The sequence below is a fragment of the Sinomicrobium endophyticum genome, assembly GCF_052983315.1.
The window spans coordinates 23,816-48,109 of sequence record NZ_JBRKIS010000005.1 but is presented as its reverse complement, the minus strand read 5'-3'; the positions used below and the strand labels follow the sequence as shown (position 1 = coordinate 48,109).

Here is a 24,294-nt window from a genome sequence, read left to right as displayed (position 1 = left end):
ATAGTAGTCTTACTATGAAAATGTTTACATTTAAATACCAAAGTCCGAAAGGAGGGGTGTACTTTTTACTCGGCATGTTCGGTGCGCCTTTCACCGCCATCTTTACCAGTCTTTTCCTGATCGATCATATCGCTTGGATTTTTTGGGTTACCGGGCCGTTTGCGGTGGCAGGTATGGTTTATTTCATCGTATTGTTTGCTAAAAAATCCAAAGCCACGGATACCATTCGAATCGATGACAGCGGCTTCACTTCTGAAAACTATGGCCGTGTTTTGTTCAGCGATATACACAGCATTCCACCCTACAGGCCACTACAAGCACCTCTGCCGTCGATGCGCATCAAACTACATAATGGCAAAAAGTTGGTATGGTACTTAGATGCCAATAATATAAAAGCAAAAGAAGATGTGACCATGTTTATAGCTTTCAGGGAGGAATTGTTGCTCCGGCTTAAACAGCAAACCATAAAACTGACCCCTCCCAACATATCCGATACGAACGTTTCCGTGGATAAGGAAAGGGAAACCCCAAAAGAAGAAGATAATGCCTACTCGGAGATTATCGAACAGCTGGAGAAAACCAAAAAGTAGGATTATGAGTACATTACAATACCGTTTTCTCTTGTACTTGGTCTTCTATTTTTTTTCCGAACCTGTGGTGAAGATTTAATTCGCACACATAAAGAGAAAGAGTTTAGTACTGTAAGGAATAGCATTCTTTGTTTGGAAACAGACCAAGAGGACAACATAGTGGAATCAAGGAATGTAATCGAGGCCTATACGAAGAAATTTGGAACTGTGTCCCTGTTAACCAACGATGCTCAAGCAGACGTTAAGTTTCTACCTGACATCCAAAAAAACAATTACCTTCCGAAGATCGACATCATCGGGTTGAGACGGATCGAGGATAATGAAATACTCGAGAAAGTCATTAACCATCCCGATAGTTTTCAATATTGCCTCGTTGTATTCAATAAAGAACGGGATTTTGCAATTGGCTTGGACAGGGGTATCTTTAATGAAGCGGACAGTACAGCGGCAACCATATACTTCGGCGTGTACAATCCGGAAAAGTCACTTCCTTCCAAATTCCGTAGCAAATCCGACACGGCATTTCATCCCATCAGCTACAGTACATCGATTTCCATCCCTAGGACGGGAAAAATTACAAAAGCGTATTTTAAAAATATGGATTATGCATCCATCCGTTCCATTCTCCACCAATATGAAGGTACTTATTTTTATATGGCGGTAAGGGAAGATGAAGGCATTTCACCCGAACGATTTAAACAGATTGAAGCTGTAGTGATCGCAGATTTAAATGAATATCATATTAATACCGAACAGTTTCAACGGAAACGGTTTAATACCGAATAGATTGGAGGAGGGTCGTCTATCGCTTACAATCCTGAGCTACAGCATTAGATCTTCAACAATCAGTATTCCGTTGCCCTGGGGAATGATCCTTATCTCGGAATACTCCCAGAAAAGGTGGATTTCACTGTCGTCTGCCTTTTCAAGATGTATTTCCGGCGGACTGTTGCGATCATAATAATCCAGCATAAAAATAAAACCCTGGTGCACGTTAAGTTCCGGGATAAAGATCTCCTTGACACTATGCCCGCATTGCTCACAAGGCCCGTAATCCGTGAATGAATAGCGGATCCCGTTTTGGTATTCATATAATTCAGCGCTACAAAAGTCGTCCGTTTTCCCGGTGTAGGTATGATTGCGGATGTCGGAAATCCGTGCAAAATAGTTGTGTAGCAGGTACCGGTCGTCCAGTATTTCAGGTAAATCCACCAAGTAGGAATCCTGAACATAGCCTACTTTGCTGCCGTACGAAATTTTGACCCAGTTTGCCCAATGTGTATATGATTTTAGTCCGCTTTCCGATTCAAATCTCAACAACGTCCTTTCTTCTCCGGCTGCCAAATCTTCCAATATCGTCACAGGCCCCATCCCGTAAGGTACCGTATCGATGATACGGCGATCCGGACCGATGGCATTATACACAAGGATCCCGGCTTTGTTCCATACACGGGTTGTAGTGTGTTGCATTAATTCTACAGGTTTTGCAGCATCCGATGTATCACAACAAAACAGGATAAATATAGATAACAGCACTTGCATAATTTATTGGATCAATTCCTCTAATATTACCACTTTTTCCTAAACTTTTTTATACACAAAAAATAGTCATTTCCATCGATAAAGCACATTTTTGGGCATCGGAAGCTATTTGAGTCCCGCTAAGAACAGTAACACAAAAATAATCAGCGTAACATGTAGGGTTTTGTGGTAGCTGCCCAAGCGTGCTTTGATTTTCCCAACCAACATCAACGAGATTAAACACATGATTGACCAAATGGCACCAGTAGTAAATACCCCGTTTAGATTGATAAAACCGCTTGTATCAATGTCAAAGCGTTCCAAAACCAGCTCATACAGCAGCAAGGACAGTATCGTATTGCAAATTAATAAAATGCCCACACAACGGTTATAAACTTTATCGGGTGGCGTCTTTTTTGATACCGGTTGAGCAACCAGAAAATAACCACAAGCAATACCACGTAACCTAATAGGTTTTCGGTCATGTAAATAATCTACATTCATATCACTACGAAAATACACATTATTGCTCATGCAGAAAATCCCTGAAAATAGGGGTTTTTGAACGGTTATTTTTTGATAGAACCAATTGAACATATGTTCAAGAAAATCCCTGAAAACAGGGATTTTGTGTTAGTCGGACGTGCGGTACTTTTGTGTGATGAGATTAACCACTATTTTGGCTTCGGCAGTGACTATTCTCGCCGCGTCATCCTGTAATACTCCTGAGCCATCGAAAACAATGTTGTCGCTTACCACCAATGGGAAGCCTGTAGACACCGTCGGTATCATCGATGAACTACAAGGGCTGCTCTCGCTCAGCACCGGGCCCGGTGCGCCGAACCGATCGTTTACGATCACGGCCGCCGAAAGCGAGGATACCCTACGGCTCACTATCGAGCCGAAGTTACGCGCTGTTCACATAACAACCCTAGGTAAGCTGCTCGATACGATCATCAGCCAGCCATCCCCTTGGTTCCCTGCCGTATTAACGCTCCATTATACTGATAATCATCCGGAAACCGTCGAGTTGCTCCAATTGGACACCGTAAACGGTTATCCATTGGAAATAGACCATGCCTCCGCCCAATGGACTTATGAAGAAAAGCCGACCTATATGACAGGTCTACTTGCTAGCGGCGCGGCGGTTTCGTACCTGGACTACCGGTTGAAGCAGCCACTTCCTTCTTCTTCCTATACGTTGGGCCTGGACAATCCGTCCGGTGAGCGAAGTGAAGCTGCTGAGATGGTTTCATCGTTGTTAGGTGCCGTCGGCCCGATTTCATCTTCGTTTACGATAAACAGTGAAGACACCATCATCACCCCCCTCTGGGATAGTTTACGCGTGAATCACCGTTTGCATATCGATAGCATACAGCTCTCGCTAAATTGGGCCTATGTTGAATTTCCCTATAGGGAATTTTCAAGGTATACCGACCAAGATACGATGATTACTTCGAGCATTGACAAGTTGCGCAGTGCACCGCCATATATTTTCCATACGTTGGTGGCTCCACGGCTTTCTGGGGTGATTACCGACTACTGGTGGGTCCCTGATCCGTATGAATGCCAACACGACTAAACAGGTCGGGATGACAACCCATAAATATCGCATAACGATTCTGGCAATTCTGCTATTCATGTCCTACAAAGCGCTTGGACAGGATCATTTGGTGTCGATATTGCTAAACTTTTGGCCTCACTCCGATTCGGAGGGTTATGGCAGCAAATTAAGCCGCACAATCAATAGGCTTTGCTACAAATTGCCAGACGACCCTATTGTTCGTTGGATGGCTGAAGACGGATGGCTCAATGGCCGCTTGCCCGACATCTACTATGTAGATAAAAAAGGCCAAAGGTTTCGCTAAAACCATGAAAATCTTCCAAGGTATGGGATTGTGTTCCGACAAGATTTCTACTCGTATTTTCTTCCCATTACCGCAACAATACGCAAGATGTTTGCATCGGAAGCCATACAGCCCAGCAAAGCGCTTTTCGATGCGGCGATATTGGCCACCCGCTACCCGACAGAAGAAATCATTGGTTTGGATGGAGAAAATTTCTATTTCTATACCAATGGCAGGAACCCCGTTGCTAAAGATAGCGCTGGTAGTTGCTGTAGAACTTCCCTCCAGATGGGCACCATATGGTCACCAGATCCCGATAGTCAACCCAAGACCGCTAAACTGGTTGAAATGGTTGAGCGGTTGACTAAATTAATCAGCGAATGGGAGAGTGTGGAACCCTTGAAACCGGATGGAACACTTATGGATGAAATCATGGACCTGATGGAACAGTTCAGCAATCCAATAAGCAACATGGAAAGGCCATTATTTCAATCAAAAATGAAACATGAGTTATAAACAAAAACTACCTCCACTGATCCGCACAACACTGGAAGAACGCATCGCTTATCACAAACGCTTCATGCTCACATGTATCATCGCAGCAGATGCGCTTTTTCTGGGCCTGGTCCTCGTCATCCGGTCCCTGCGGAATGAGGCGGTTGGCATACAGTTTTTCCTTGTAATGATCTGGTTCATTTTCTTAGCCATACCCGGGTACTTCATTTTCTATCACCGAAAACGGAGACGCCTGCTGGATGATCGCATTAAACTGGGTAGGGTTTCGGTAGTCAGCGGCACCTTGGATGGCACCCGGCGCTTGGGAGGGAAACGTGTGCGGTATACGATTGATGGCCACTACATTAATGGAACACTGGTTTTTCCGGGATTTACCGCCTTCCAGAACACCTGGGTCGTTGATGTAATCACCATAGCCGATCAACCGGTTGAGCTTTATCTCTTGCCGGGCGAACTGAACAAGGTCCAGAATGATCTTTCTACCGGAGACCGGGATTTTTTAGCCCACATGTGAGCACCGATACAGATTGAGTACAAGGTATATAAAGAACGATTGATTTTTTTTGCGAAATGAATGATTGTAGACAATGTGAACGTCCGGAACTCTCTGAAAATAACTTACTGACACCATTTATGTCCATTCTAAAAGAAACCCTGAACAGCCCACTGGAAGAAATTTACATCCGAGATACGGAAACAGAACCTATTAAAAAACACTTGCAAGATGACAACAACCAATCATAGTATAAGGAAAATTACCTGGATATGCGTCCTTGTCCTTCTTCCGTGTATGGCTTTGGCTCAAGATCGTTTAGATGCCATTTTCCGAGAATTTCACCGTCCCGGGAATGTATATTATATCTTTACCAATGATGCCAAGGTACGTCCCACGGCCAGTACGGATGGCAGAGCACAGGACATCCTCTATGCCGGGGATGCGGTCACTGTATTGGAGAAAACCGACAATATTCATACCCGTAAAGGGATGGCGGCTTATTGGTTGAAAGTGAGATACAAAAAAGATGGTGTACAGAAAGAGGGATATCTGTGGCAGGGCTTGTTGGCTCCCGCTTCGTTTTTGAAAGGGGATACCCGTTTTGTCTATGGTATACAGCGTATGGACAAAAGCACAAACGTTTGGAAGTGGACCTTACAGCTGAAAGCAGTGCGTAATACACAGATGATAGCCATTGAAGAATGGAAAGACCACCATGCTTCCAGGCTTTATGCTGAAATTAGTGGAGGAAAAGGTTTGGACAATGTGACAGATATCCTCCGGATAAGCTATGGAGGAGAAGCTTGCGGAATTACTCATTACGACTATTTTTTTACCTGGAACGGCTACCATTTTACTCCGCTTCCGGCACTGATAAGTATACCCGATGGAGATTATTCGACATGGGAGGAATGGATCTTCCCCGATGACCCGAATGGACAGCCTGGACAACTTGTCAAAAAAGCCGTTCATTTTGGTGGTTCGGTTGCAGACAACTATGATAACTGGTACACTTACGAAAGCTACTCGCTCATTTCCTATCGTTGGAACGGGCAGGAGCTGAGTAAAGGGATCACGCTGGGTGCCAGCGGAAAGCCCTACCTTACGGGACAGGTTATGGTCCCGGAACTTACTCTGTATACCCAGGCCGATAAAGATTCCGAAACGTTGATAATATTGACCCATGGAAACACATTCAGCCTGGCTACACCTGTCAATTATGAAGAAACGGAAGGCAAAATAGAAACAGACTGGCTGGAAATTGCATACAAAAACGAACAAAACAAGACTTTTTCCGAATGGATATATTTACCGGATAATATGCGGAAATAAAGATCTTGTTTATAAGATGTGTTTTAGATGAATTCTCGTCTTTCTAAAGACCCCTTTCCTCAAATGGATCCAATAAGCACCTAATTTAGCTACTGCGGGTGATTTTTTTATTGTCCATACTCTTACCCGTTACTTTTCTTTTATGCCCCCCCGGTTTTGTTTTATACTGAAAGACGATCCTAAGGAGAGTTAGGTATCCTGTTTTCTGTAATGTGTTATATCGTAAGTATAACAATAAGTGGGTTGTCTGTTTCCCATATCAAAAGGATAAAACGCAAAGCGGTAAGAAGAATAAAGATAAACTAGACATGCGGATGTGCTGTGAAAGTAAGATCTTTATGTCAATTCCACACTGGCGTAAATGGGTTGTTCCCCGCTGTAGAATCTGAAAAGGACTAACTGATACAAGATTTTTTCTTAACCCGAAAGCTTTCAGAACACATCCCATTCTTCTAAGATTATTGTACCTTAACAGGAACTGTTAATTGACAAAGAACTATCCAAAACCCAATCTTGGAACTTATGATTGGATGGTGTTCGGCTAAAAAAGTCATAAAAGTTACAGATCGAGAAAGCTTTATGCCTCATTCTTGAAATCAGGGATATTTAAATCGGGCAAGTAATGTAAAAAGAGCTCCCTTTTCCTTTGGTAGAGGAAATTTCGATAGTTCCCTTTAAATAATCCACCCGATTTTTCAGATTTGTCAGACCCGAACCTTTTTGCAGTCCCTCCTTTTCATCGAATCCTACCCCGTCGTCTTCAACTGTCAAAAAAAGTTGGTTTTCACGTTGCTGCAACTGAACGAAAATTTCTTTGGCATCCGCATGCTTCACAGCATTATTTATCAATTCCTGTACAATACGGTAAACCATTAATTGTTTTTCCATACCGGACCGTTCCTGAAAATTCACTGTCCGGAACCCAATGGTTACGTCTGTGCAGGAAAGCCTTGAACAATATTGTTTTATTGCTTCCAAGAGACCAAATTTATGAAGCAGGTCGGGTAAGAGGCTTTGCGAAATAACACGCATTTCGGTTATGGCATGGTCCAGGTCTGATCTTAATTCCGATTGCAATTCTTTGTTTTTATGGGATGGGCTTTGAAAATAGGCATTCAATTTCAATTTGATTCCTGAAAACAGACCGCCCAGGCCGTCATGCAGGTCCCGCCCCAAACGCTGCCGTTCGGTTTCGGCACCCTGCATCAGAGAAGATAATATTTCGATCTGGTGTTTTTGCTCCAATTGCGATAATTCATAATAATGCAAGTCTTTTTCCTGCCGGTTGATCCTCTTTTGGTTTTTACTGTTCCGATACAATAAAAATGCTAAAACGAATAAAACCAAAATGGCAGCGGTCGAACCAAAAAGCCAGATTTTGTTTTGCTGGAGTTTCCATTCCTTTTTTTCATTTTGGTATTGGAGTTGGGCGATCTCTTTTTCTTTTTTTTCGGATTCGAATTGCTTTTCCAGTTCAAATAATTTTTCCTTAACAGCAGTATCGTTCAGACTATCGGACAATTGTAAAGCCTGTCTTAAGTGCTTATAGGCTTCCGAAGTTTTACCTAATTTAAATTCAACATCTGCCAAATCCTTGAGCGCATTATAGTTCAAGGATTTGTCGTCCAGTTCTTTTGTGATTTCATCATATTCTTTCAGCACGGCATAAGCTGCCCGGAAATCCTTGTGCTCTATATAAATATCTGACAAGCTTTGCAGATTATTGGATATACCGTGTATGTTCCCGAATTTTCTGCTTATTTCCATTCCTTTTTTTAAAGACACTATGCCCTTTTTATATTTTTTCTCATTCATTTCAATACGACCCTTTAAAGTATAATATTCACCCTTTTGTAATATATCGTCTGAAATGGAAAAAAGAAGTTTCTTGGCTTTTTGAAGATAATCTTTGGCTTCCGGAATATTATTTAGCTCAATGTTCACTGTGGTCAAATCTAAGTATTGCGCAGCATAGGTGGCGGAAGTAGGATCGGTGTTCAAATAGGTGTTTATACTTTTTTCAAAGTATTTTTTAGCATTATTATTCTCCCCTTTGTTAAAATAAATCACCCCAAGACCACTATAAACTGCACTTAAATTTCTTGAATCGCTCAAACTTTCAAAAGTGGGAATAATCTTAAAATAATAATCCTGCTGCTCCTGTGTCTTTCCTTGAGCTCCCAGGTAAGCAGATTTCATGTTCATAACTACAGGGAGTAATGATTTTGATTTCTTATTATCTAAACCTAATAAAATCTTTTCGGATTGATCAATAAAAATGTCTGCACGGATCAGATCATAACTGTAATAATAAAACCGTGAAATATTGGCATATAGCTTTGCCTCCAATATGGAGTCTTTTTTTTCTTTTGCAATGGTCAATGCCCGGTTAAAATAATTAATAACCTGTATGCTATCTTGAGAGGGGTTCAAAGCTCCGGCCAAATCCATCATGATATTGGCTTTTTTGACAACATCAGTTTCTAACGACAATTTATTTTTTATGCTATCTACAATTGATTGTTGTTGCCCAGAAACCGTATTAAATGTAAGAACCATTCCCACCAAAATCAATTTACATATCTTCATTCTATAAATTTACAATATCTTTTATAAGCCTTATTCACTATATTTGGATTAATGATTAAAATCGCCATTACAGACGACCATCCCATGATCACACAAGGGCTTTATCACTTGTTGTCTACAGAAAATGACTTACAAGTGATCGCTTCTTTTTCGAGTGGCACTCAGCTTTTGGACTGGTTATCTGAAAAATCTGTTGATGTCATCCTCCTCGATATCTATCTTCCAGACGGTAACGGGTTAGATCTTTGCCATAAAATATCTTCGCTTTACCCTGAAACCAGAATTATAGCCATCAGTGGTCAGGATGAAGGCATCGTAGTTTCTCAAATGTTACAGAACGGTGCTTTGGGATATGTACTTAAAAATGCCGAAAGTGAAGAAATCACCGAAGCTATTCGGGCCGTATTCCGAGGTGAAAAATACCTGTGTACAAGAACAAAAACATCATTACAAAAACTGGAAAATCACCCTCCCGAAATCCCCAAAATCACACGACGTGAAAAAGAGGTACTGGTTTTGATCGCGAAAGGCCTCACTACTCTCGAAGTCGCCGATAAACTGTTCATCAGCCCGCATACGGTAGAAAGCCACCGCAAAAACCTGATGGAAAAATTTGAAAGAAAAAGTATGACTTCGGTTATCAGTACAGTAAAAAGTTTGGGGTTAATTTAGCGCTGTTTTATCCTTCAAAAACTCAAAAAATTCATCCATATCTTCTTTATTGTACTGATTCAGCGGAAATACAATTTTTCTCTCCTTTCCATCCCGGTTAAAATATATCTTTTTAATTCTCTTGCTCTTATCCTCTATACGGAAGATATTTTCATATTTGATCAAATGAAATGGGGCCGCAGGCGCAAGTTTAATCTGCATATGGTTTTCGTATATTTTGATACTTTCAAGGGATTTATTCAGAAAACCGATGACCATAAAACCAATGGATATAACCAGTGGTGGCAGAAACATAATCTGAGCGGTGAGCATAAAACTCACAAGTGAAATTAATGCTAAAATACCGCCACCGTATATACCCAGGTTTGCGGCCGATGTTTTTATTTTATATGACTTAATGGGTTTCATTCTCTGTTGAATTTAGTTCATGGTAGAAAAAATTTTCTTTCAATTTATTCAGCATACTCCTCGCTCCAAAGAAGCCGATCAGGCCAATCGGAACAAACGCGGCACTTCCTATCATAAATAAAATACACCCCGTCTTTACTTTGTGGGAAGCGATAAAAATCAATCCTATTACATTTAACAAAACAAAAGGAAAGGTAATGTAAAACAAAAGAGGAGCAGGAGCAGGATCCGTCAACTGCAACAAACAAATCACGGCGTGAATTATTAGCCCAACCCAAATTCTGTAATCTATATTCATCATCTTCACTATTGCATCAAAATTATGATTCTAACAGGACTGAAAAAATCCCTGAAATCAGGGGTTTTATAAATGAGTTCATTTAAACTTTTCTGATTAAAGCGAAATGATAGCTTTTGCTCCATACGAAGATTTTTGTGAGCCACATAACCTTAGCTATGGAGCGAGAAAGGTTCAATGACCTCCCTCTCTTTCTAATATTCACTTGCATAACTCCTTCCTATTGAAAATAGATTCCATCTTCATTAATACACCTCTACTAACTGCAAAAAAATTATTTGAACCAGTCACAAGCAAGGCCAGCAGGTATTACACAACATTATTTCCGGTAAAAATAGTCGAAGATTACGTTTTTTAAAAACCCCTGATTTCAGGGATTTTAATAGAAGTAAGAGATTTTTACTTTTACTTTATGTTTTTGGATTCTGAAATACCGGTCAATAAGAAAATAGGCAAAGCCAAAAAATTAGCCTATTGGGCTATTGGATTGGGGATTGGCTACCTTTTGATCCTCACTACAATAGTTTTATTGATAGATTTCATGGACAGAAAAGGTTCAGGAGATTCATTTCCAACCTTGGCTATTGTAGTTTCTTATTCGGTGATTCCTTTACTTCTTTTACTTTGGGGACTTTCTATCTGGAGCCTTAAATTAAACAGATCTGTCCCCGGGATAATTGCTTTGGTCCTTTCAATTTTATATCTGTCAGGCCTTATCTGGTTCCTGTATGCTTTAAGTCAAATATGCATTATTTGTTAGACTTATAAAGCAGAAATTAAAATTAACATTCTCATTATTAAGTCTGCACTTGTTTGCAGAATTACACTAACAACTGGGTTGATAAAAATCTACTTATTGGGACTGGGGAGAGAAAAGCGGTAAAGTATATTTTTCCTTTAAATAAAACTTCTTCAGATCCCCACCTAAACTACCAAAAAATTTATGGATGCCCTTGAACTCATAACTATCCCTGAAAAAGGAGAAGACCGCCGTTGTTTGTTTAAAGACCATATCACAAGTAAATCCTTGGCGAAAGATATAATAGCCTTTAGTAATACACAAGGCAATCTTATTATTATTGTAGAGACAACTTTCCCATCAAATTATCCAATTATAGTTCAAATAATGTTTAACTGAAAAATGAAGTGTGATGAATCAAGAAAATTTAAGTTTCCTACAGGAACAAGTAATGTATGCCGGGTTTGGGGATACGTTGGACAAAGCTTTACACGATAAGATTGCGCAACAACCTGAGACCTTTTCCCTGGACTATCAAACCACTTATGGGAAAGATATAGTAGAAGCGCAGCTGAACTTTAGCCAATCTAAGAGGGAAGACAGCGATATGTACTTTTTTAATTCATATATGGTGAACCTGAAGAGTGAAGGCAAAGAGGATATGAAGCAGCAATTCTACATCAATCCGGGGAATAATATTACCCTTAAGGAGGCCTATAACCTGATGTGTGGAAGGTCGGTGAATAAAAACCTCAGAAATAAAGAAGGTGAAGCCTATAACACTTGGGTGCAGATGGATTTTAACCAGGCCAATGACAAGGGTAATTACCAGCTTAAATACTATAATGAAAAATACGGGTTTGACCTGGATGCTGCCTTGCAGAAATACCCCATCCGGGAACTGGAAAGGGAAGATTACAAGGCGAACCTGGTGGAATCCCTTAAAAAAGGAAATCCGGCCTCCGCTACCCTAGTCCGCGAGGGCCAGGAAGATCAAAAGGTCTATGTAGTGGCCAATCCCAGGTTTAAATCGGTTGCCTTATTTGATTATAATCAGGATCGTAAAACCCGGGACAAATTCACCCGGATACAATACGAAACCGACCGATACATCGAGAAGACAAGGCAGCTATCCTCTCAAAAGGTATGGATACTCACCCTTGGTATCGTACTACTCCTCATACTCTCCCTGTTGCATTTCTTGAATCGACAATATGCCAGGAACAAACTGCTGCATATGGAGAATCAACAGCAAAAAGCCAATGAACAGATCTACCTTCTTACCTTAAAACAACAGGCCAAACTCCAGGAAGCCCGAAACCAGGAAAGGATACGGATCTCCGAGGAGTTGCACGACGGAATCCTGGGCGACCTGTTTGCCATCCGCATGGACTGGGGATTCTTAAAGCTACAGGCCGATTCCGATGACCTTCAAAAACACCATCATTACCTGGAAGAACTGCAACGGATAGAAAAGGATATCCGGGACGCTTCGCATGAATTAAAGGACAAGCTGATCTCCTATCCGATCAATTTTATCCATATCGTGGAAAAACTGGTTCAGAACCGGGGAAAAACGGGGAATTTCAAATACAAGCTCATCCACGACGACACCATCCCCTGGGAGGATATCGATGAGAAGGTTAAGGTTAACCTGTACCGCGTGATCGAGGAGGCGCTTCAAAACTGTATAAAACACGCCAAGGCCGAACTGGTTGAGGTACGGTTCGAACTCAGTGAAAATAACTACCTCAGGCTTATTATATGGGACAACGGTGTGGGATTCAATCTGCGTAAAAGCTATAAAGGTATCGGGATACGAAACATGCAATCCCGCGTGCAAAAGATCAAGGGAATATTTCATATAGAATCGGAAAGAGACCAGGGAACTACACTTACAATTGATGTCCCCGTATAAAACAAAACACCATGAAAAAGGAACAGTACAGCATCGTATTGGTAGACGACCATCCCTTGATCACTGATGCTTACAAAAGCGCCTTCGGTGATATCCGCAAAGAGGACAATACGGTTTTTGATATTGTCACCGTTCATTCATGCGATGCAGCACTGCGGATCCTTGACAACATTTCATCCCTCAACACCATAGACATCCTGTTCCTGGATATCCAACTGCCGCCGTCCACGGAAACCGGAGATATTATTTCAGGGGAAGACCTGGGACTGAAAATGAGGGAAGTATCTCCCGAAACAAAGATCGTCATTGCTACCACTTTTAACGATAACTACCGTATACACAGCATTTTCAAAAGTCTTAACCCTGATGGGTTTCTTATTAAAAACGACATTACACCTGAAGAACTCGTCATGGCGATCCGTCAGCTTATGCAGGACCCTCCCTATTACAGTAAAACAGTAGTGCAATCGCTGCGCAAGTATGTCACCAACGATTTGTTGCTGGACAAGATAGACCGGCAGCTGCTCTACCAACTTTCCCTGGGAACAAAGATGAAAACAATGTCAGCCATCCTTCCCTTGTCCAGGGCTGCTATTGAAAAAAGAAAACGCCATCTGAAAGATCTCTTTGAGATACGAGGTGGGGAAGACCGGGAATTGATCTTAAAAGCCCGGGAAAAGGGGTTTATTTGAGTAAGGATGACAATTCAATTCATGCCAATCAATAACACGGTTCTTTTTTATTAAAAATACAATGTGGAAAACGCACATCCACGGAATCTTTTAAGGTATAGTTTTTAATACTGTCCAATGTTCCGCTTTCGCTATAGTACTTCCACTCTCCGTACTTAAAATTGTTTTTTACCTGGCCTTCTTCTTTAATTTTAAGACTGGTATTTTTGTATGTATCTAAATCTTCAAAGTAAAAATCCTTCCAGTAGCCCTCCCCTCTGTTAAACTGTGTGGTATAATTTGCAATGGTAAGTGTACTGTCCAGGTTCCCATTTGTATCATACTTTAAAAAATGCCAATCTTTTTGTCGACCTTTAAAATTGTAATAGTAACCTACAGGCAATCCCTTCGCAATAAATACATCTTCCCCATATGATGCACTTCTTCTTAATTGTAAATGTATTCCACTAACACTTACTTCATTGATCTTATCATATAATCGCCCGTTTTTTAAGCTATACTTTTTTAATACTTCACTCAAGGGCATCATATCACTATAATCTTCGGAATCTAAACTGTCGAGTTTCCAAAAAACAAGCGAATCTTGGGAACTAATACCTTCAACTCTTTCGGTTTTTATGGGTTCGGGAATAGTGGGTTTCTGTTTAGTTTTACAACTGAAAACAAAAGTAATGGCGATAAGTACTATACAGACGGATTTCTTCATACAATTCAATGATAATATTGTTTCGTTTCTTCTCTCATAACTTTCGATTGCCATTTAAAAAATACCTTTTGATTGGCCAGATCATAGTCCATAATATTTTCAGTCTTTTTGGCAATAAACTGAAATGGATTTTTATTGATTACCTCAATTTTATCCTCAACATTTGATAATGCATCTTCATATACTTTTATATTTGCATCTAATTTTCTTATAGCTTCTCTTTTTTCCTCAGGGTGAGAATTATAATAAGCACTATATTCATTTAGATGTTGGGTTTTCGCAACTCTTTGTTCCGCTATTTTTCTTCTATATTCTGTTCTCTTGGCTTCCTGTTGCGCTATTAAATCAGCTTTTGATAGTGCAGGATCGTTTTTAAAGGAATGTTCTAACCCAAGAGTATGCCCTATCTCATGAGCGTAAGAGGGTAAATGATCAATATTCTTTTTAAATAGAATTATATGTTTACTGTTTAGCGGACTATTATAACTGGCTCCACCTGAAGTAGGCGAAAGAAATGGTGTAATATAAAGAAATATTGCTTTCCGACTAACCAAATTGGGATATTGTAGACGAAACCGGTCATTAATATAATCCATATACTTTTTGGTATCCATCAACATTGTTGATTGATTTTGTATCATCCCATTATACTTTCCACCATTAGAAGCATTAATTAAAGATTGCTTTCTAAAAACCCAATCTCTTGAACTGTCATAAATTAAATTAACCTTAATCAAAGACTGATTTAAACTTCGTTTATTTAAATAATTCTCAATTCCTTGAACCCCTCCTAATTTGGCTAATTCTGTATCGACCATTGAACCACCAAATGAAGGATCATCGTTTAAAAAGGATTTGATAAGATAAATGTCAATAGTATAGTTTTTATAATCACTATTCTTACAAACCATCAACTTCCCTACTTCCTCCCGTTGATCATTTAACTGTGCAAATACCTTAATCTGTTCATGCTGGGGCAAATTTCCTTCACATTTTATATTTACCTTATTGTTTGCCAAATAATAATCTCTCGTATTACCTCTCCCTAAATTATCTTGACCTTTTTCTGTGAGCAATTCACTTAATGGAATTTTTGTAGGAGTAATAATCAAATTGTTATTACTCGATTCAAAAACAATTTCGGTAGTATCACTGGATAAGACTTCTAATTCTTCAATTTTTAAGTCCAAATCTATGCCATTGGCCTGTATTTGGTCAACATGGGTACCTTGTGCTTCCGAAGTATTGGGGAACATCGTTAGCCAGGCTGGATAATAATCATAACCATAGGGTGAAATAGAATTTAAAACATCCGTTGTTTTGTATTCTGTTTTTAATGCAGGTACATCATCACATAATTCCAAAGGAGCATTACGAGGGTTTCCATCATGATCATTGGCCACCGTTTCAATGGGATAAATATATTCATCCCGTAACCAGTCAAAACCATATTCTCCCCGATAACCAATTGGCCTCCTAAAATGAACCAGAAATTTTTTAAGGGTGGGGGCAATTTGCAACTCTTTATTTACTTTAAATGTCCTCCCGGCTCCTCTTATAGTATCTATCACCAATGTCCTTGCCATAGCTATATGTCATTTTCGGTTTTTGCCCAGTTCTTCTCTATCTCTATAGGTTTTAGTTCAGCAGTGCCATCGGGTTGCACGGTGCCGGAATAGGTTATCCTCTTTTGTCCTTCCCCTATATCCTGTCCTTCCTTATCGCTCATTTCAATTTCCAACTGCTCTCCGGGTTCGAAATTTTCCGTCAATACATAAAACCTTGCTCTTTTTCCGTAATCGGAATCATTTATCTGTTCTTTCCCTTCCTCATCCATCCAGTAGCTCTCTATCACTTTAGGGGCATGATCTGCTCCCAATACGGCGCCGGGTATCATCCGGGCCATTTCCATAAATTCTTCTGCCACACTGCCGGCACTATCTACCTGTAAGGGGTCGGTAATCGTAATTTTTCCTCCGGTACTGCACATGCATTCCGAGTCCTGGAAGAGAAATTTCTTGCTCCCTCCCAGGGTGGTTTTTTCACTGGTCTTTGTCCATTTCTGTAAAGCAGGCACACAGGGCAGGTAGTCGCTACTGGTGGGCTTGAGTTTACATTTGCCGAAAGTCTTGGGCACCTGCCTGTCCATATCCGTAGCTTTCAACTTTCCCTGTACCTTTATTTTTGTGTTTTCAGTAACCTTTAATTCGGCTGGGGTAAAACCCTGATCGCATTCTACAATGGCTCCGTTGCACACGTAAATTTTATCACTCATGGTTTAGCATTTTTAAATGGATATTGGTTTTCTTACTGTACAGATCACCTATGCCAATATCGATCTCTAAAGCCCCGCTGTCTATCCATCCGGATTTTGGTTTTAAATGGTAATGACCATCATATTTAAATCTCAATTCATGTTCACTCCCAGCCTCTGGAGTGAGATTCCCGATAAAAACATTCAGCTTTTGCAGCGGGAATTCGGGATGGCCACTGTCTGGTTTGCCGGAAAATTCTAATCTCCCTGTATCTAAAATACGATAAAAATCCTTCAATTGTTTGTCCACTATAAGGGGAAAAGAGATAGCACCCACAGCATTGTTCAGCCATCCGGGTTCTTCGACTGCACTATACGGCGACAATTCGGTATTAAATATACCGGAAAACACAAATGAATAAAAAGTATCTTTTTTATATAGGTCCTGTATATTCTCCTTTTGTAACTGCCATTCAAAGTCCGGTATCCACTCCTTTTTGATATCGGGGTATATTTCCACCAACCGGGGCTTTATTCCCAGCCATTTTTCCCTTACCTGCTCTGTGTTTACCACACGCGATATCTTAAAGGAGTGATCGATATCAAAAACCAACTCATCGTTGATCGATGCCACTTCCAAAGCTATTTGCCGGGCTTTTGATAATTTTTTTACGGGAAATCCATTCCTGTCAACCACTATACGTGGTACGTGTTTTAACCTGAACCGTATGGCTTTTGTACTTATCGGTCCCTCGCATTGCAGGGAAAACGGTATCTTTATTTTAGAAAAAAAAGCTGTTTTACCTTTTTTTACCTGGGTAGAAATCGCTGCTTCATAATGATATATGCTTTGCACTTTATTGAAGTGCAAAATGTAGGTAATATCTTTAGCTGCAGTTGTATTCATCATTTTTACAGATTACCAGTCTTCTGAAACCGGGTAAACTTTTATTTCGGCTTTTGTAATGGGAATTTCTTCCTGCCGCCCTTTAAGTGACAGTTGTATTTTTGTGTTGTCTTCTTTTACATGGATCACCAGTGTTGCCTTGTCTTCTTTATTTTCTTTAAAGACTTTCTTGTATCTTGTGAAGATCTCTTCTTCTTCAAAAGACACCTTGGCCCCGTATTTTTGCTCATTTTTACCTATCCATTCCAACTGGATATCTTTGGGCAAAGCTCTTTTTTCATCGGTTGCGATCTCCGGGTTACTGCCATGTGTATAAAAACCTTCACCGTTATAATATCTCACCAGCATATTTTCAAGAGTTTCTTCATTCTGAAACTCCATTTGCGGGTACCAGGTATATTGCTCCCGGTAGGTTCCCCAAAGATCGAAAGGGAGCGGCTGGTTTTTTATTTCGTCACTAACATTTCTTATATATCTGTTTTCCAGCAACTCATCTACAGAAAGCTCTGCATTGGGCATCCATGCTTCCTTGGATACCTGTGTCTTTTCTGCCTTAAAATGCCCTACTTCAACGGTTTTACCACCACCCAGCAACCACACCACAACCATTCCTCCGGGGGCCACCCCCACCGAAATACGGCCGTATGTACGCTGTTTTTTTAAGTGATCCGTAAATCCTTCTTTAAAAAGGGCTTCCATTTCTTTCCTGGGAAGGGCAAAGTGCCCGGTGTAAAATTGCTTTTCCGGGTAGGAAACCCAAACGATATCCATAGATTCAGGAACCGGCTTTAAATCCTCACCGGTCACATGCATTGCTCCCGGATTCCCCCAACCGTTATGTAACAGCCTGCCATCGGGTATATACAGTGAAGTACCATCACTAAAATTAAAATATCCGTTAACAATTTCTGCCGGATAGTCCTTAGGGGCACAGACTGATGGTAACCACTCGTATTTCTCCATTTGATTTTGACTCGTGCAGGAAATAAAACCTGACATTATAAATATTATGATTATTCGTCGCATTAGCCGTTCTGAATTACTCGTTTACGTACTCCATTTTCACGGTTAGGCCCCATTCCTATGCCACTGTAATGTGCAGAGAAGTGAAGATACCTGTTCCGAAGTACTTTTAAAACTTCGTGGTCCCCGGGATTTTCGTAAATCATTTCGGGAGCTTCTCCTTTTACATAATTATCCAGACGTTCCTTAACATGGATAAGCTGGCTGATTATGGGATATTCTTCATCCATTGCATTAAAATCGAAATTCAATCGTTTTTCCATTGCATATTCTATCATGATATGCAATGGTATAAAACTATATTTGTTACTCAATCTCTTTCTCAATCCTCGTAATGTACCCCAAAATTCGTTAACCGTTATTTCATGGGGTAGAAACCATCCTTCATCTATTAAATGTTGCCTCTCTTCCCTTAATTCCGGAATCGAGGTAAAGGTATAATTCAGACGGATATCCTCATCAAAATTATCGGTATAACAGCCTCCAACATCGGCATGCACGCCCGGTAAAAATTTTTCCAACCCTTTACCCCCAGTACTATTTATATTTGTCAGTCTGAAATTATTACGGTGCTCGTCTGCCGCGGCCAGTTGCAAGGTATACCTTACTCTTCGTACAGCATCTAACCCCAACTCCTGTGTATCGTCATGATGAATAATCCCATGGGAAGCCACAGTATCGTATAACCCGGCAAAACGAACTTGGAGTATTTTCACTTTTATTTCATTTCTTTGAAAATGTTCTCCCAAAATTCCCTTATCCACTTCATAATATACATAGTGAGGCATTCCTCCAGGCCCCACGGGAGGCGATACTGACTTCAAGTCCCCTTTTCTGTGATGAATCTCATGGATAAAATGCCTTGCCGCCGCCGCGCCTCTGCTAAAACCAAAAACATCAACGGTCAGTATGTTAATTTTGTTTATTCCTCCCTGAACAATCACTTCGGCAACTTTTTCACAACCTTTAGCCACTTTGGCCTTTACTCCGGTTGGACCTTGTCCTAATCCTCCTCCGATCTTTGTACTGTCGCCTTCATAATCTTCTGTCCCGATCCCCTCTATATAGAGAGCGTATTGTTTTAGATTTTCATCATCGATACTTTCATAAAACGGTTCCATACGGGAAACATTGGAATGGTCATTTTCATAGCTGCCCTCCTCTTCTCTGTACATCCCGGCTATATCTGCCCTATGTGATTCGTTTCGTTCTGCCTTTTCGTGTTCTAACCGGGAATTTACATTTTTTCTATTGTTCATTGTCCCATCAAAAAAAACACCGATGGTTACATTTACAACATCCTCCGGTAAATGCTCTTCATAATCCGCTTTACCCACATATACTGTTGAGGTTTGCACATCAACCCCGCTCAGAACCTGTATGGATTCCTGGTTTTGTGCACCTGTTTGCTGCGCCGTTACTATTATTCCGGAATTTGAATTTACCATAAGATCGAATTATTCGCCATAATCTACGCCTTCCGCGCTTGCAATGGTGATAAGCCCTCCTGCATTTGTCTTTATTTCCCCGCTGGTATCGGTGGTCATTTCCTGTGCCTGTTGTTTATAGGTGGCACTGATCACCTTAATCTCTTCGTTTACCTGTACATCATTGTTATTCGCCTTGAACATATGGTCATTGCCCACAATTTCGGATTTATTATTTCCTACCTGAATATCCATGTTTTCCTCTACATTAATCTGCATATTTTTGGCAGTGAGGGTCATGGTTTCATTAGCGGTGACGTCTATGTTGTTATTTGCGGTATCTATAAAAACAATATTTTTATTTTTGTCAGTAATCGTTATACTTTCTTCTCCTTTGGTGTCATCCAGTTTGATGATATGCCCGCTGCGGGTGTGGATAACCTTCAAGTCGTTATTTGCCGTAGCGTACCCGCTTTTCTGACTACCATTGTACATGGTCCCGGTAATATACGGCTTTTCAGCATTACCACCTTCAAAGGCTACCAACACTTCTTCTCCCTTCTCCGGGATAAAATAAAATCCTTTGTCTCCGCCACCGTGAGGCTGTACCATCCGTATCCAGGGGCTTTCATAATTCCAATGAAATTTTACCTTTACCCGGCCCAGACCTTTAGGGTCGTTGTTGTCAATAACCACGGCGGGCTGGGTTTCCGCAACGGGTGGGGTGAGCACATTGGTATAGGGTGGAGCCTCTACCGTATCGGGAACTGCGGTAAAATCATTACTGTAATTACCTGTCTCATCACATAAATGACGTATAGAGGTAATGTAATAACTCCCGAAAGAATCTTCTTTTACCTCATCGGCAGGGTCTCCTGTCAACGAATATCTTGGTTCTTTCACATGTACAATATCTCCGATCCGAAGGCCGGTCTCGGTAGATATACCTTTAGCATTGACCAACCCGGCTGCCTTGCCTTGTAACTGGGTCCTAACCCTGTCGTGCAGATGGCTTTGGGCATTACCGGCGGTTATAGAGTGATGGTAATACAACCCAGCCCCGTTGTCCGGGAATATCTTTTTGGAGGCCTGAAGCATGGCCTGGGTAAGTCCCCGGGATTCATAACTTATTTCCATGGCTCCCATCTTTTGAGTTTCGGCATATTCCGGGTCATAACCTAAATATTGAAAGCCCAGGGGCTTTATGCCCATCTGCCGGCTAAATTCGGATACATTCTGTCCGTAAACCAGGGAAAAATATTGGGATTTGGGTTTTCCAAAAACCAGTTCCGTACCGTTGTAGTAAAACCATTTTCCCTTTTTCCTGGCCAAACGGCACAAAAAGGCAAAATCACTTTCTTTGTACTGCACAGTATAGTCCAGGGCGGTATCCCTGTCTATTTCCATATTCAGTTTCAGGCGTTCCTTATGTGAGCCTATCGTGTTCCAGACCACAGCAGACAGATCTTCGCCGATATAAGACCGGGTATCGGCGACCCCGTCCAGTAATATGGTAGGACTGGTACCGGAAATAACAATCTCTCCTGCTGCCCCGCCTTTCCTGTTTACATAGACCTCCGTAACCATACCATGAAAAACCAGGGGGGTGTTATTGTCCCTTATATTTTTAGGTTGTATCTCCATATAGACAGATTGTCCTACGTACCCTTGGGCCCTATCTATGGCTTCCGATACAAAGGCTTTGGGGAGAGATTGCTTTATAAAAAATGTGTGATGGCCAAGTACGCTTTGCGAGATTCCGATACTGGAAAACTTCATCATCGGCTCTCCATCTATCCTGATCCTGATATCTGTTTGAATTGGCATGATATTTTTTTTAAATCTTTAATTTATCTGGTTTTTATTGCGGACTCCTATGGAGTTTTGTTTCTACTCCGGTACGGATCCGTTCTTTAAAAAGGCATAAAGTTCTGGGAAGACTTCCTCGCCAGATTTACCTTCAAGATCGGGGTTGCCCCCATACATCAGACCTACGTCGAGGTAAGCTTCTATTTTATTTCTTTCTTTTTTATCCACTGCAGTTATGGCATTGATAAATTCTTTCTCCCCTAGGATGTCTATTAAGTCTACCAGTACGGCACCGTGGTCATACCCGGCCGAATCGAAAAAATCTAATACGGACAGCTCCCGGATGGCATTTTCATCCCCTTCAATGGAATTTTCTAACAAGGAGCAATAGGGATAGGCATTCTCCTTAGATTTTATAAGTAAAAGTTCACTCACCTCTATATCGTTTACATTACAAGGAGAATTACAAGAGAAAAACTGCAAAAAAATCACCAGGTAAAAACAGCTTCTTTTATGTTTGCGTATTTTTTTTGCCATATCTGATCTAATTCTTGTTTTATAGGTATGCTATTATTCTTTTTTAATGATCATTACCCCGTATCTGGTCAGATGACTAAATGGATTCCAGCCCTGGTTTCCCCTTCTTTCGGGAACTCTTGTTTTACTTGTGGTATTGAGAATTTCCATGATTACATCCCATTCCTCCTGCCTGTCTCCCGTGGATATATCATGGGTAACACAGCCCCAACTCTCTATTCCCATATGCCACCTGAAACCATCTCTTCCCGTAGTCTCGTCCCTGTCATTATAGCGGGACTCATCTTGAGAATCCAGCCTGAACCATCCGGAGTGGCGGGTATCGGCATCATTGTCCAGAATATCATATCTTCCGTCGGGTATAGGCCTTTGCATGGGCCTTTCCGGATTTCTCGTAACTATCCCGTGATCGGCCTGTCCTCCGGTAAAAACATGCTCCACGACCAATACCTGGTTATGCGTTAATTTGCCATTGCTGTCCCTGATCCCCCCTATTTTGTAGTCGGAGGCACTAACCCTTCTGCTGGGCAAGTCTTTTTCAAAATGGTCCAGATCGACAAGGGCCAACCTGCCGGTAGATTTATTAAAAACAACGATGACATCTTTAGGCTCGGCTTTTATGGTGTACTTAGTTGTGCCTTTCAGGCCCATCGGAGCTATCAACGAGGCTTCTGCACCTATAGGTTGGATAAAACTTCTCTCCCCGTATTCGTTCAGATAACGCCTTCCTCCGGATTCCAAAAGGGATTCCGGGCCATTGCCCGGATTTAGCCGAAGTACAAAGTTTACTTCTGCGACATCCACACCAATACGGACCAGATCATCTATCTTGTCCAGGATCTCCTTTATGGAACCTACTTTTACATCCATTCTTCACTATAAAGCCAGAGGCCAGTTTTTGTCAAACCTGGACCCGTTGATTTCGATCTCCTGGGCAACTATGGTGATCTCCGCACGCATGGGAAGGGAATCGTCCGAATCAAAGGCTTCTTCATAAGACACACAATAGGCCTTCTTAAATTTCAATCCCCGCATTTTGGACAGGCCGTCTCTCCGGTAAAATAGAAATTCCCCATCCCTAACCTGGCTCGGGTTACGCATCCAGTCAAAAAGAGAAGTACTTTTAGTCAGTTCTACCAGTACCCGGATACGCCCACCCCTGGGGTCGGCAGCCGGGCGATCGCTATGATCCGTGTCCTGCAACATGGACATTCTATACTGCAGTACGACCATTTCTTCATTGTCTATAGTTAATTTGGCTAGGAAACTCATATCCTTATCTCTGTTATAGTATTCTTACATCTTACTAAATTATACCTTTCCTTTTGTATTATACATCCCCGGAAACCAGTATTTTTCATTTATTATATCCTTTCTATTCCAATGTTAACCTTTCCGATAATACTCGGAGTTCTTTGCGAAGCCCTTCGAAAAAAGGCCGGTAATTTTGAATAAGCTTAGGAGCATAAGCTCCGTACTTTTTGCGGTGATACGGAAAAAACTTAAAGATCATCGGTTTAACTTCAACGGTCACTGCCTGATGTAGTGTTCGTTTTACCAAACGCTTATCATCCAGTAATTGGTTTAAGGATTCAAAATAAGCCACGGAAGGCTCGACCTTTTTCCTTGTAAAACGCCTTATTTTACTCCCAAATGCGGACAATTCTTCTTTTATTAGTTTGTACTCCCACTGGTAAACCCCTCTTTTACCCAATTTTATGTCTGCCATTACCGAGGTAAATATATATTGTTCGTTTACCAGTTTACAGTAATTGATTTCGGGAAAACAAAGTATACGGCGCAAGCCCTCTACCTTCTCTTCGTCAACATAATCCCATCCCTGCATTTCCAGGTATTTGTCCGGGATCATATTCTTTCGCTTCCAAAGTCCTTTTAACCTCAGAAAGGAAGCTTGCTGTCCATAGTTTTTTTCTGCCCTTACCAGGTTCTCTTCAGTGAATTTCGCCAATTATAAACTAATTTTAAAATTGTATATCGTTTGTTCTTCATTCC

Annotated in this window: 26 protein-coding genes; 10 read left to right on the top strand and 16 right to left on the bottom strand. The window is 41.0% G+C overall.

Annotated features, from left to right (window positions below; all coding sequences use genetic code 11):
* Nucleotides 1-14: 14 nt before the first annotated feature.
* Nucleotides 15-590, top strand: coding sequence for a hypothetical protein (locus ACVBDU_RS01730; protein WP_447178058.1), 576 nt, complete (start codon nt 15-17; stop codon nt 588-590).
* 132 nt (nt 591-722) lie between these two features.
* Nucleotides 723-1,376: a hypothetical protein gene (locus ACVBDU_RS01725; RefSeq protein WP_447178057.1), complete on the top strand. Its 654-nt coding sequence runs from the start codon at nt 723-725 to the stop codon at nt 1,374-1,376.
* 36 nt (nt 1,377-1,412) lie between these two features.
* Here ACVBDU_RS01725 and ACVBDU_RS01720 read toward each other — a convergent pair whose 3' ends face one another.
* Together ACVBDU_RS01720 and ACVBDU_RS01715 are read right to left on the bottom strand one after the other, a co-directional pair.
* Nucleotides 1,413-2,060, bottom strand: a complete 648-nt coding sequence (locus ACVBDU_RS01720; protein ID WP_447178056.1) for a hypothetical protein — start codon at nt 2,058-2,060, stop codon at nt 1,413-1,415.
* A gap of 177 nt (nt 2,061-2,237) precedes the next feature.
* Entirely contained in the window at nt 2,238-2,708 is a 471-nt protein-coding gene (locus ACVBDU_RS01715) for a hypothetical protein (RefSeq protein ID WP_447178055.1), read from the bottom strand.
* 64 nt (nt 2,709-2,772) lie between these two features.
* On the opposite strand from ACVBDU_RS01715, the gene ACVBDU_RS01710 reads away from it, so the two are divergent.
* The 4 genes from ACVBDU_RS01710 to ACVBDU_RS01695 all read left to right on the top strand — a co-directional run bounded on the left by ACVBDU_RS01710 (nt 2,773) and on the right by ACVBDU_RS01695 (nt 6,302).
* Nucleotides 2,773-3,693 carry a hypothetical protein gene (locus ACVBDU_RS01710; protein ID WP_447178054.1) on the top strand — a complete coding sequence of 307 codons (921 nt, stop codon included), beginning with the start codon at nt 2,773-2,775 and terminating at the stop codon, nt 3,691-3,693.
* A 316-nt stretch (nt 3,694-4,009) separates the two neighbouring features.
* The gene (locus ACVBDU_RS01705; RefSeq protein WP_447178053.1) at nt 4,010-4,474 is read left to right on the top strand and encodes a hypothetical protein; all 465 of its coding nucleotides are present in this window, start codon (nt 4,010-4,012) and stop codon (nt 4,472-4,474) included.
* Nucleotides 4,464-4,988 (top strand): hypothetical protein, encoded by a 525-nt coding sequence (locus ACVBDU_RS01700; RefSeq protein ID WP_447178052.1) that lies wholly within the window; start codon nt 4,464-4,466, stop codon nt 4,986-4,988. The genes ACVBDU_RS01705 and ACVBDU_RS01700 overlap by 11 nt, the downstream gene beginning before the upstream one ends.
* A 210-nt stretch (nt 4,989-5,198) precedes the next feature.
* Nucleotides 5,199-6,302 (top strand): SH3 domain-containing protein, encoded by a 1,104-nt coding sequence (locus ACVBDU_RS01695; RefSeq protein ID WP_447178051.1) that lies wholly within the window; start codon nt 5,199-5,201, stop codon nt 6,300-6,302.
* Nucleotides 6,303-6,908: 606 nt separating this feature from the next.
* On the opposite strand, the gene ACVBDU_RS01690 is transcribed toward ACVBDU_RS01695, so the two are convergent.
* Complete coding sequence (locus tag ACVBDU_RS01690) at nt 6,909-8,756, bottom strand: tetratricopeptide repeat-containing sensor histidine kinase (protein ID WP_447178050.1); 1,848 nt, start codon at nt 8,754-8,756, stop codon at nt 6,909-6,911.
* A gap of 186 nt (nt 8,757-8,942) precedes the next feature.
* Here ACVBDU_RS01690 and ACVBDU_RS01685 point away from each other — a divergent pair, with 186 nt between their 5' ends.
* Nucleotides 8,943-9,563, top strand: coding sequence for a response regulator (locus ACVBDU_RS01685; protein ID WP_447178049.1), 621 nt, complete (start codon nt 8,943-8,945; stop codon nt 9,561-9,563).
* Here ACVBDU_RS01685 and ACVBDU_RS01680 read toward each other — a convergent pair.
* Both ACVBDU_RS01680 and ACVBDU_RS01675 read right to left on the bottom strand, forming a co-directional pair.
* Nucleotides 9,555-9,971 (bottom strand): hypothetical protein, encoded by a 417-nt coding sequence (locus ACVBDU_RS01680; protein WP_447178048.1) that lies wholly within the window; start codon nt 9,969-9,971, stop codon nt 9,555-9,557. The two genes, ACVBDU_RS01685 and ACVBDU_RS01680, sit on opposite strands and share 9 nt — an antisense overlap.
* On the bottom strand, nt 9,958-10,272 hold the full coding sequence (locus tag ACVBDU_RS01675) for a hypothetical protein (RefSeq protein ID WP_447178047.1): 315 nt from the start codon (nt 10,270-10,272) through the stop codon (nt 9,958-9,960). Before ACVBDU_RS01675 ends, ACVBDU_RS01680 begins: the two co-directional genes overlap by 14 nt.
* Nucleotides 10,273-11,212: 940 nt before the next feature.
* On the opposite strand from ACVBDU_RS01675, the gene ACVBDU_RS01670 reads away from it, so the two are divergent.
* From ACVBDU_RS01670 to ACVBDU_RS01660, 3 genes are read left to right on the top strand one after another with little or no spacing between them, the layout of a single operon-like run.
* Entirely contained in the window at nt 11,213-11,407 is a 195-nt protein-coding gene (locus tag ACVBDU_RS01670) for a hypothetical protein (protein ID WP_447178046.1), read from the top strand.
* A gap of 13 nt (nt 11,408-11,420) precedes the next feature.
* A complete protein-coding gene (locus ACVBDU_RS01665) occupies nt 11,421-12,926 on the top strand; it encodes a sensor histidine kinase (protein ID WP_447178045.1) in 1,506 nt (501 codons plus the stop codon).
* Nucleotides 12,927-12,937: 11 nt separating this feature from the next.
* A complete protein-coding gene (locus ACVBDU_RS01660; protein WP_447178044.1) occupies nt 12,938-13,618 on the top strand; it encodes a response regulator in 681 nt (226 codons plus the stop codon).
* A 28-nt stretch (nt 13,619-13,646) separates the two neighbouring features.
* Here ACVBDU_RS01660 and ACVBDU_RS01655 read toward each other — a convergent pair whose 3' ends face one another.
* From ACVBDU_RS01655 to ACVBDU_RS01605, 11 genes are all read right to left on the bottom strand, one after another.
* Nucleotides 13,647-14,378, bottom strand: coding sequence for a toxin-antitoxin system YwqK family antitoxin (locus tag ACVBDU_RS01655; RefSeq protein ID WP_447178043.1), 732 nt, complete (start codon nt 14,376-14,378; stop codon nt 13,647-13,649).
* Nucleotides 14,330-15,910 carry a hypothetical protein gene (locus ACVBDU_RS01650; protein WP_447178042.1) on the bottom strand — a complete coding sequence of 527 codons (1,581 nt, stop codon included), beginning with the start codon at nt 15,908-15,910 and terminating at the stop codon, nt 14,330-14,332. The genes ACVBDU_RS01655 and ACVBDU_RS01650 overlap by 49 nt, the downstream gene beginning before the upstream one ends.
* Nucleotides 15,911-15,912: 2 nt before the next feature.
* Complete coding sequence (locus ACVBDU_RS01645; protein ID WP_447178041.1) at nt 15,913-16,599, bottom strand: DUF4280 domain-containing protein; 687 nt, start codon at nt 16,597-16,599, stop codon at nt 15,913-15,915.
* Nucleotides 16,592-17,488, bottom strand: coding sequence for a hypothetical protein (locus ACVBDU_RS01640; protein ID WP_447178040.1), 897 nt, complete (start codon nt 17,486-17,488; stop codon nt 16,592-16,594). The genes ACVBDU_RS01645 and ACVBDU_RS01640 overlap by 8 nt, the downstream gene beginning before the upstream one ends.
* A 9-nt stretch (nt 17,489-17,497) precedes the next feature.
* Complete coding sequence (locus ACVBDU_RS01635) at nt 17,498-18,448, bottom strand: DUF2931 family protein (RefSeq protein WP_447178039.1); 951 nt, start codon at nt 18,446-18,448, stop codon at nt 17,498-17,500.
* 62 nt (nt 18,449-18,510) lie between these two features.
* Nucleotides 18,511-19,956: a T6SS phospholipase effector Tle1-like catalytic domain-containing protein gene (locus ACVBDU_RS01630; RefSeq protein ID WP_447178038.1), complete on the bottom strand. Its 1,446-nt coding sequence runs from the start codon at nt 19,954-19,956 to the stop codon at nt 18,511-18,513.
* A 9-nt stretch (nt 19,957-19,965) separates the two neighbouring features.
* Nucleotides 19,966-21,762, bottom strand: a complete 1,797-nt coding sequence (locus ACVBDU_RS01625) for a type VI secretion system Vgr family protein (protein WP_447178037.1) — start codon at nt 21,760-21,762, stop codon at nt 19,966-19,968.
* Between the two features lie 63 nt (nt 21,763-21,825).
* Nucleotides 21,826-22,179: a hypothetical protein gene (locus ACVBDU_RS01620; RefSeq protein WP_447178036.1), complete on the bottom strand. Its 354-nt coding sequence runs from the start codon at nt 22,177-22,179 to the stop codon at nt 21,826-21,828.
* A 135-nt stretch (nt 22,180-22,314) separates the two neighbouring features.
* Nucleotides 22,315-23,151 (bottom strand): hypothetical protein, encoded by an 837-nt coding sequence (locus tag ACVBDU_RS01615; protein WP_447178035.1) that lies wholly within the window; start codon nt 23,149-23,151, stop codon nt 22,315-22,317.
* A gap of 6 nt (nt 23,152-23,157) precedes the next feature.
* A complete protein-coding gene (tssD, locus tag ACVBDU_RS01610; RefSeq protein ID WP_447178034.1) occupies nt 23,158-23,553 on the bottom strand; it encodes a type VI secretion system tube protein TssD in 396 nt (131 codons plus the stop codon).
* Between the two features lie 103 nt (nt 23,554-23,656).
* Complete coding sequence (locus ACVBDU_RS01605) at nt 23,657-24,250, bottom strand: hypothetical protein (protein ID WP_447178033.1); 594 nt, start codon at nt 24,248-24,250, stop codon at nt 23,657-23,659.
* Nucleotides 24,251-24,294: the final 44 nt, after the last annotated feature.

Excerpts from the sequence above, each read along its gene's own strand:
- ACVBDU_RS01715 (WP_447178055.1), bottom strand. The coding sequence starts at position 2,708 with ATGTTCAATTGGTTCTATCAAAAAATAACCGTTCAAAAACCCCTATTT.
- ACVBDU_RS01670 (WP_447178046.1), top strand. The coding sequence starts at position 11,213 with ATGGATGCCCTTGAACTCATAACTATCCCTGAAAAAGGAGAAGACCGC.
- ACVBDU_RS01695 (WP_447178051.1), top strand. The coding sequence starts at position 5,199 with ATGACAACAACCAATCATAGTATAAGGAAAATTACCTGGATATGCGTC.
- ACVBDU_RS01615 (WP_447178035.1), bottom strand. The coding sequence starts at position 23,151 with ATGGATGTAAAAGTAGGTTCCATAAAGGAGATCCTGGACAAGATAGAT.
- ACVBDU_RS01700 (WP_447178052.1), top strand. The coding sequence starts at position 4,464 with ATGAGTTATAAACAAAAACTACCTCCACTGATCCGCACAACACTGGAA.
- ACVBDU_RS01635 (WP_447178039.1), bottom strand. The coding sequence starts at position 18,448 with ATGGAGAAATACGAGTGGTTACCATCAGTCTGTGCCCCTAAGGACTAT.
- tssD (WP_447178034.1), bottom strand. The coding sequence starts at position 23,553 with ATGAGTTTCCTAGCCAAATTAACTATAGACAATGAAGAAATGGTCGTA.
- ACVBDU_RS01655 (WP_447178043.1), bottom strand. The coding sequence starts at position 14,378 with ATGGCAATCGAAAGTTATGAGAGAAGAAACGAAACAATATTATCATTG.
- ACVBDU_RS01640 (WP_447178040.1), bottom strand. The coding sequence starts at position 17,488 with ATGATGAATACAACTGCAGCTAAAGATATTACCTACATTTTGCACTTC.
- ACVBDU_RS01630 (WP_447178038.1), bottom strand. The coding sequence starts at position 19,956 with ATGGTAAATTCAAATTCCGGAATAATAGTAACGGCGCAGCAAACAGGT.
- ACVBDU_RS01720 (WP_447178056.1), bottom strand. The coding sequence starts at position 2,060 with ATGCAACACACTACAACCCGTGTATGGAACAAAGCCGGGATCCTTGTG.
- ACVBDU_RS01685 (WP_447178049.1), top strand. The coding sequence starts at position 8,943 with ATGATTAAAATCGCCATTACAGACGACCATCCCATGATCACACAAGGG.
- ACVBDU_RS01660 (WP_447178044.1), top strand. The coding sequence starts at position 12,938 with ATGAAAAAGGAACAGTACAGCATCGTATTGGTAGACGACCATCCCTTG.
- ACVBDU_RS01665 (WP_447178045.1), top strand. The coding sequence starts at position 11,421 with ATGAATCAAGAAAATTTAAGTTTCCTACAGGAACAAGTAATGTATGCC.
- ACVBDU_RS01690 (WP_447178050.1), bottom strand. The coding sequence starts at position 8,756 with ATGATGGATTTGGCCGGAGCTTTGAACCCCTCTCAAGATAGCATACAG.
- ACVBDU_RS01625 (WP_447178037.1), bottom strand. The coding sequence starts at position 21,762 with ATGCCAATTCAAACAGATATCAGGATCAGGATAGATGGAGAGCCGATG.
- ACVBDU_RS01645 (WP_447178041.1), bottom strand. The coding sequence starts at position 16,599 with ATGAGTGATAAAATTTACGTGTGCAACGGAGCCATTGTAGAATGCGAT.
- ACVBDU_RS01650 (WP_447178042.1), bottom strand. The coding sequence starts at position 15,910 with ATGGCAAGGACATTGGTGATAGATACTATAAGAGGAGCCGGGAGGACA.
- ACVBDU_RS01675 (WP_447178047.1), bottom strand. The coding sequence starts at position 10,272 with ATGATGAATATAGATTACAGAATTTGGGTTGGGCTAATAATTCACGCC.
- ACVBDU_RS01680 (WP_447178048.1), bottom strand. The coding sequence starts at position 9,971 with ATGAAACCCATTAAGTCATATAAAATAAAAACATCGGCCGCAAACCTG.
- ACVBDU_RS01730 (WP_447178058.1), top strand. The coding sequence starts at position 15 with ATGAAAATGTTTACATTTAAATACCAAAGTCCGAAAGGAGGGGTGTAC.
- ACVBDU_RS01710 (WP_447178054.1), top strand. The coding sequence starts at position 2,773 with ATGAGATTAACCACTATTTTGGCTTCGGCAGTGACTATTCTCGCCGCG.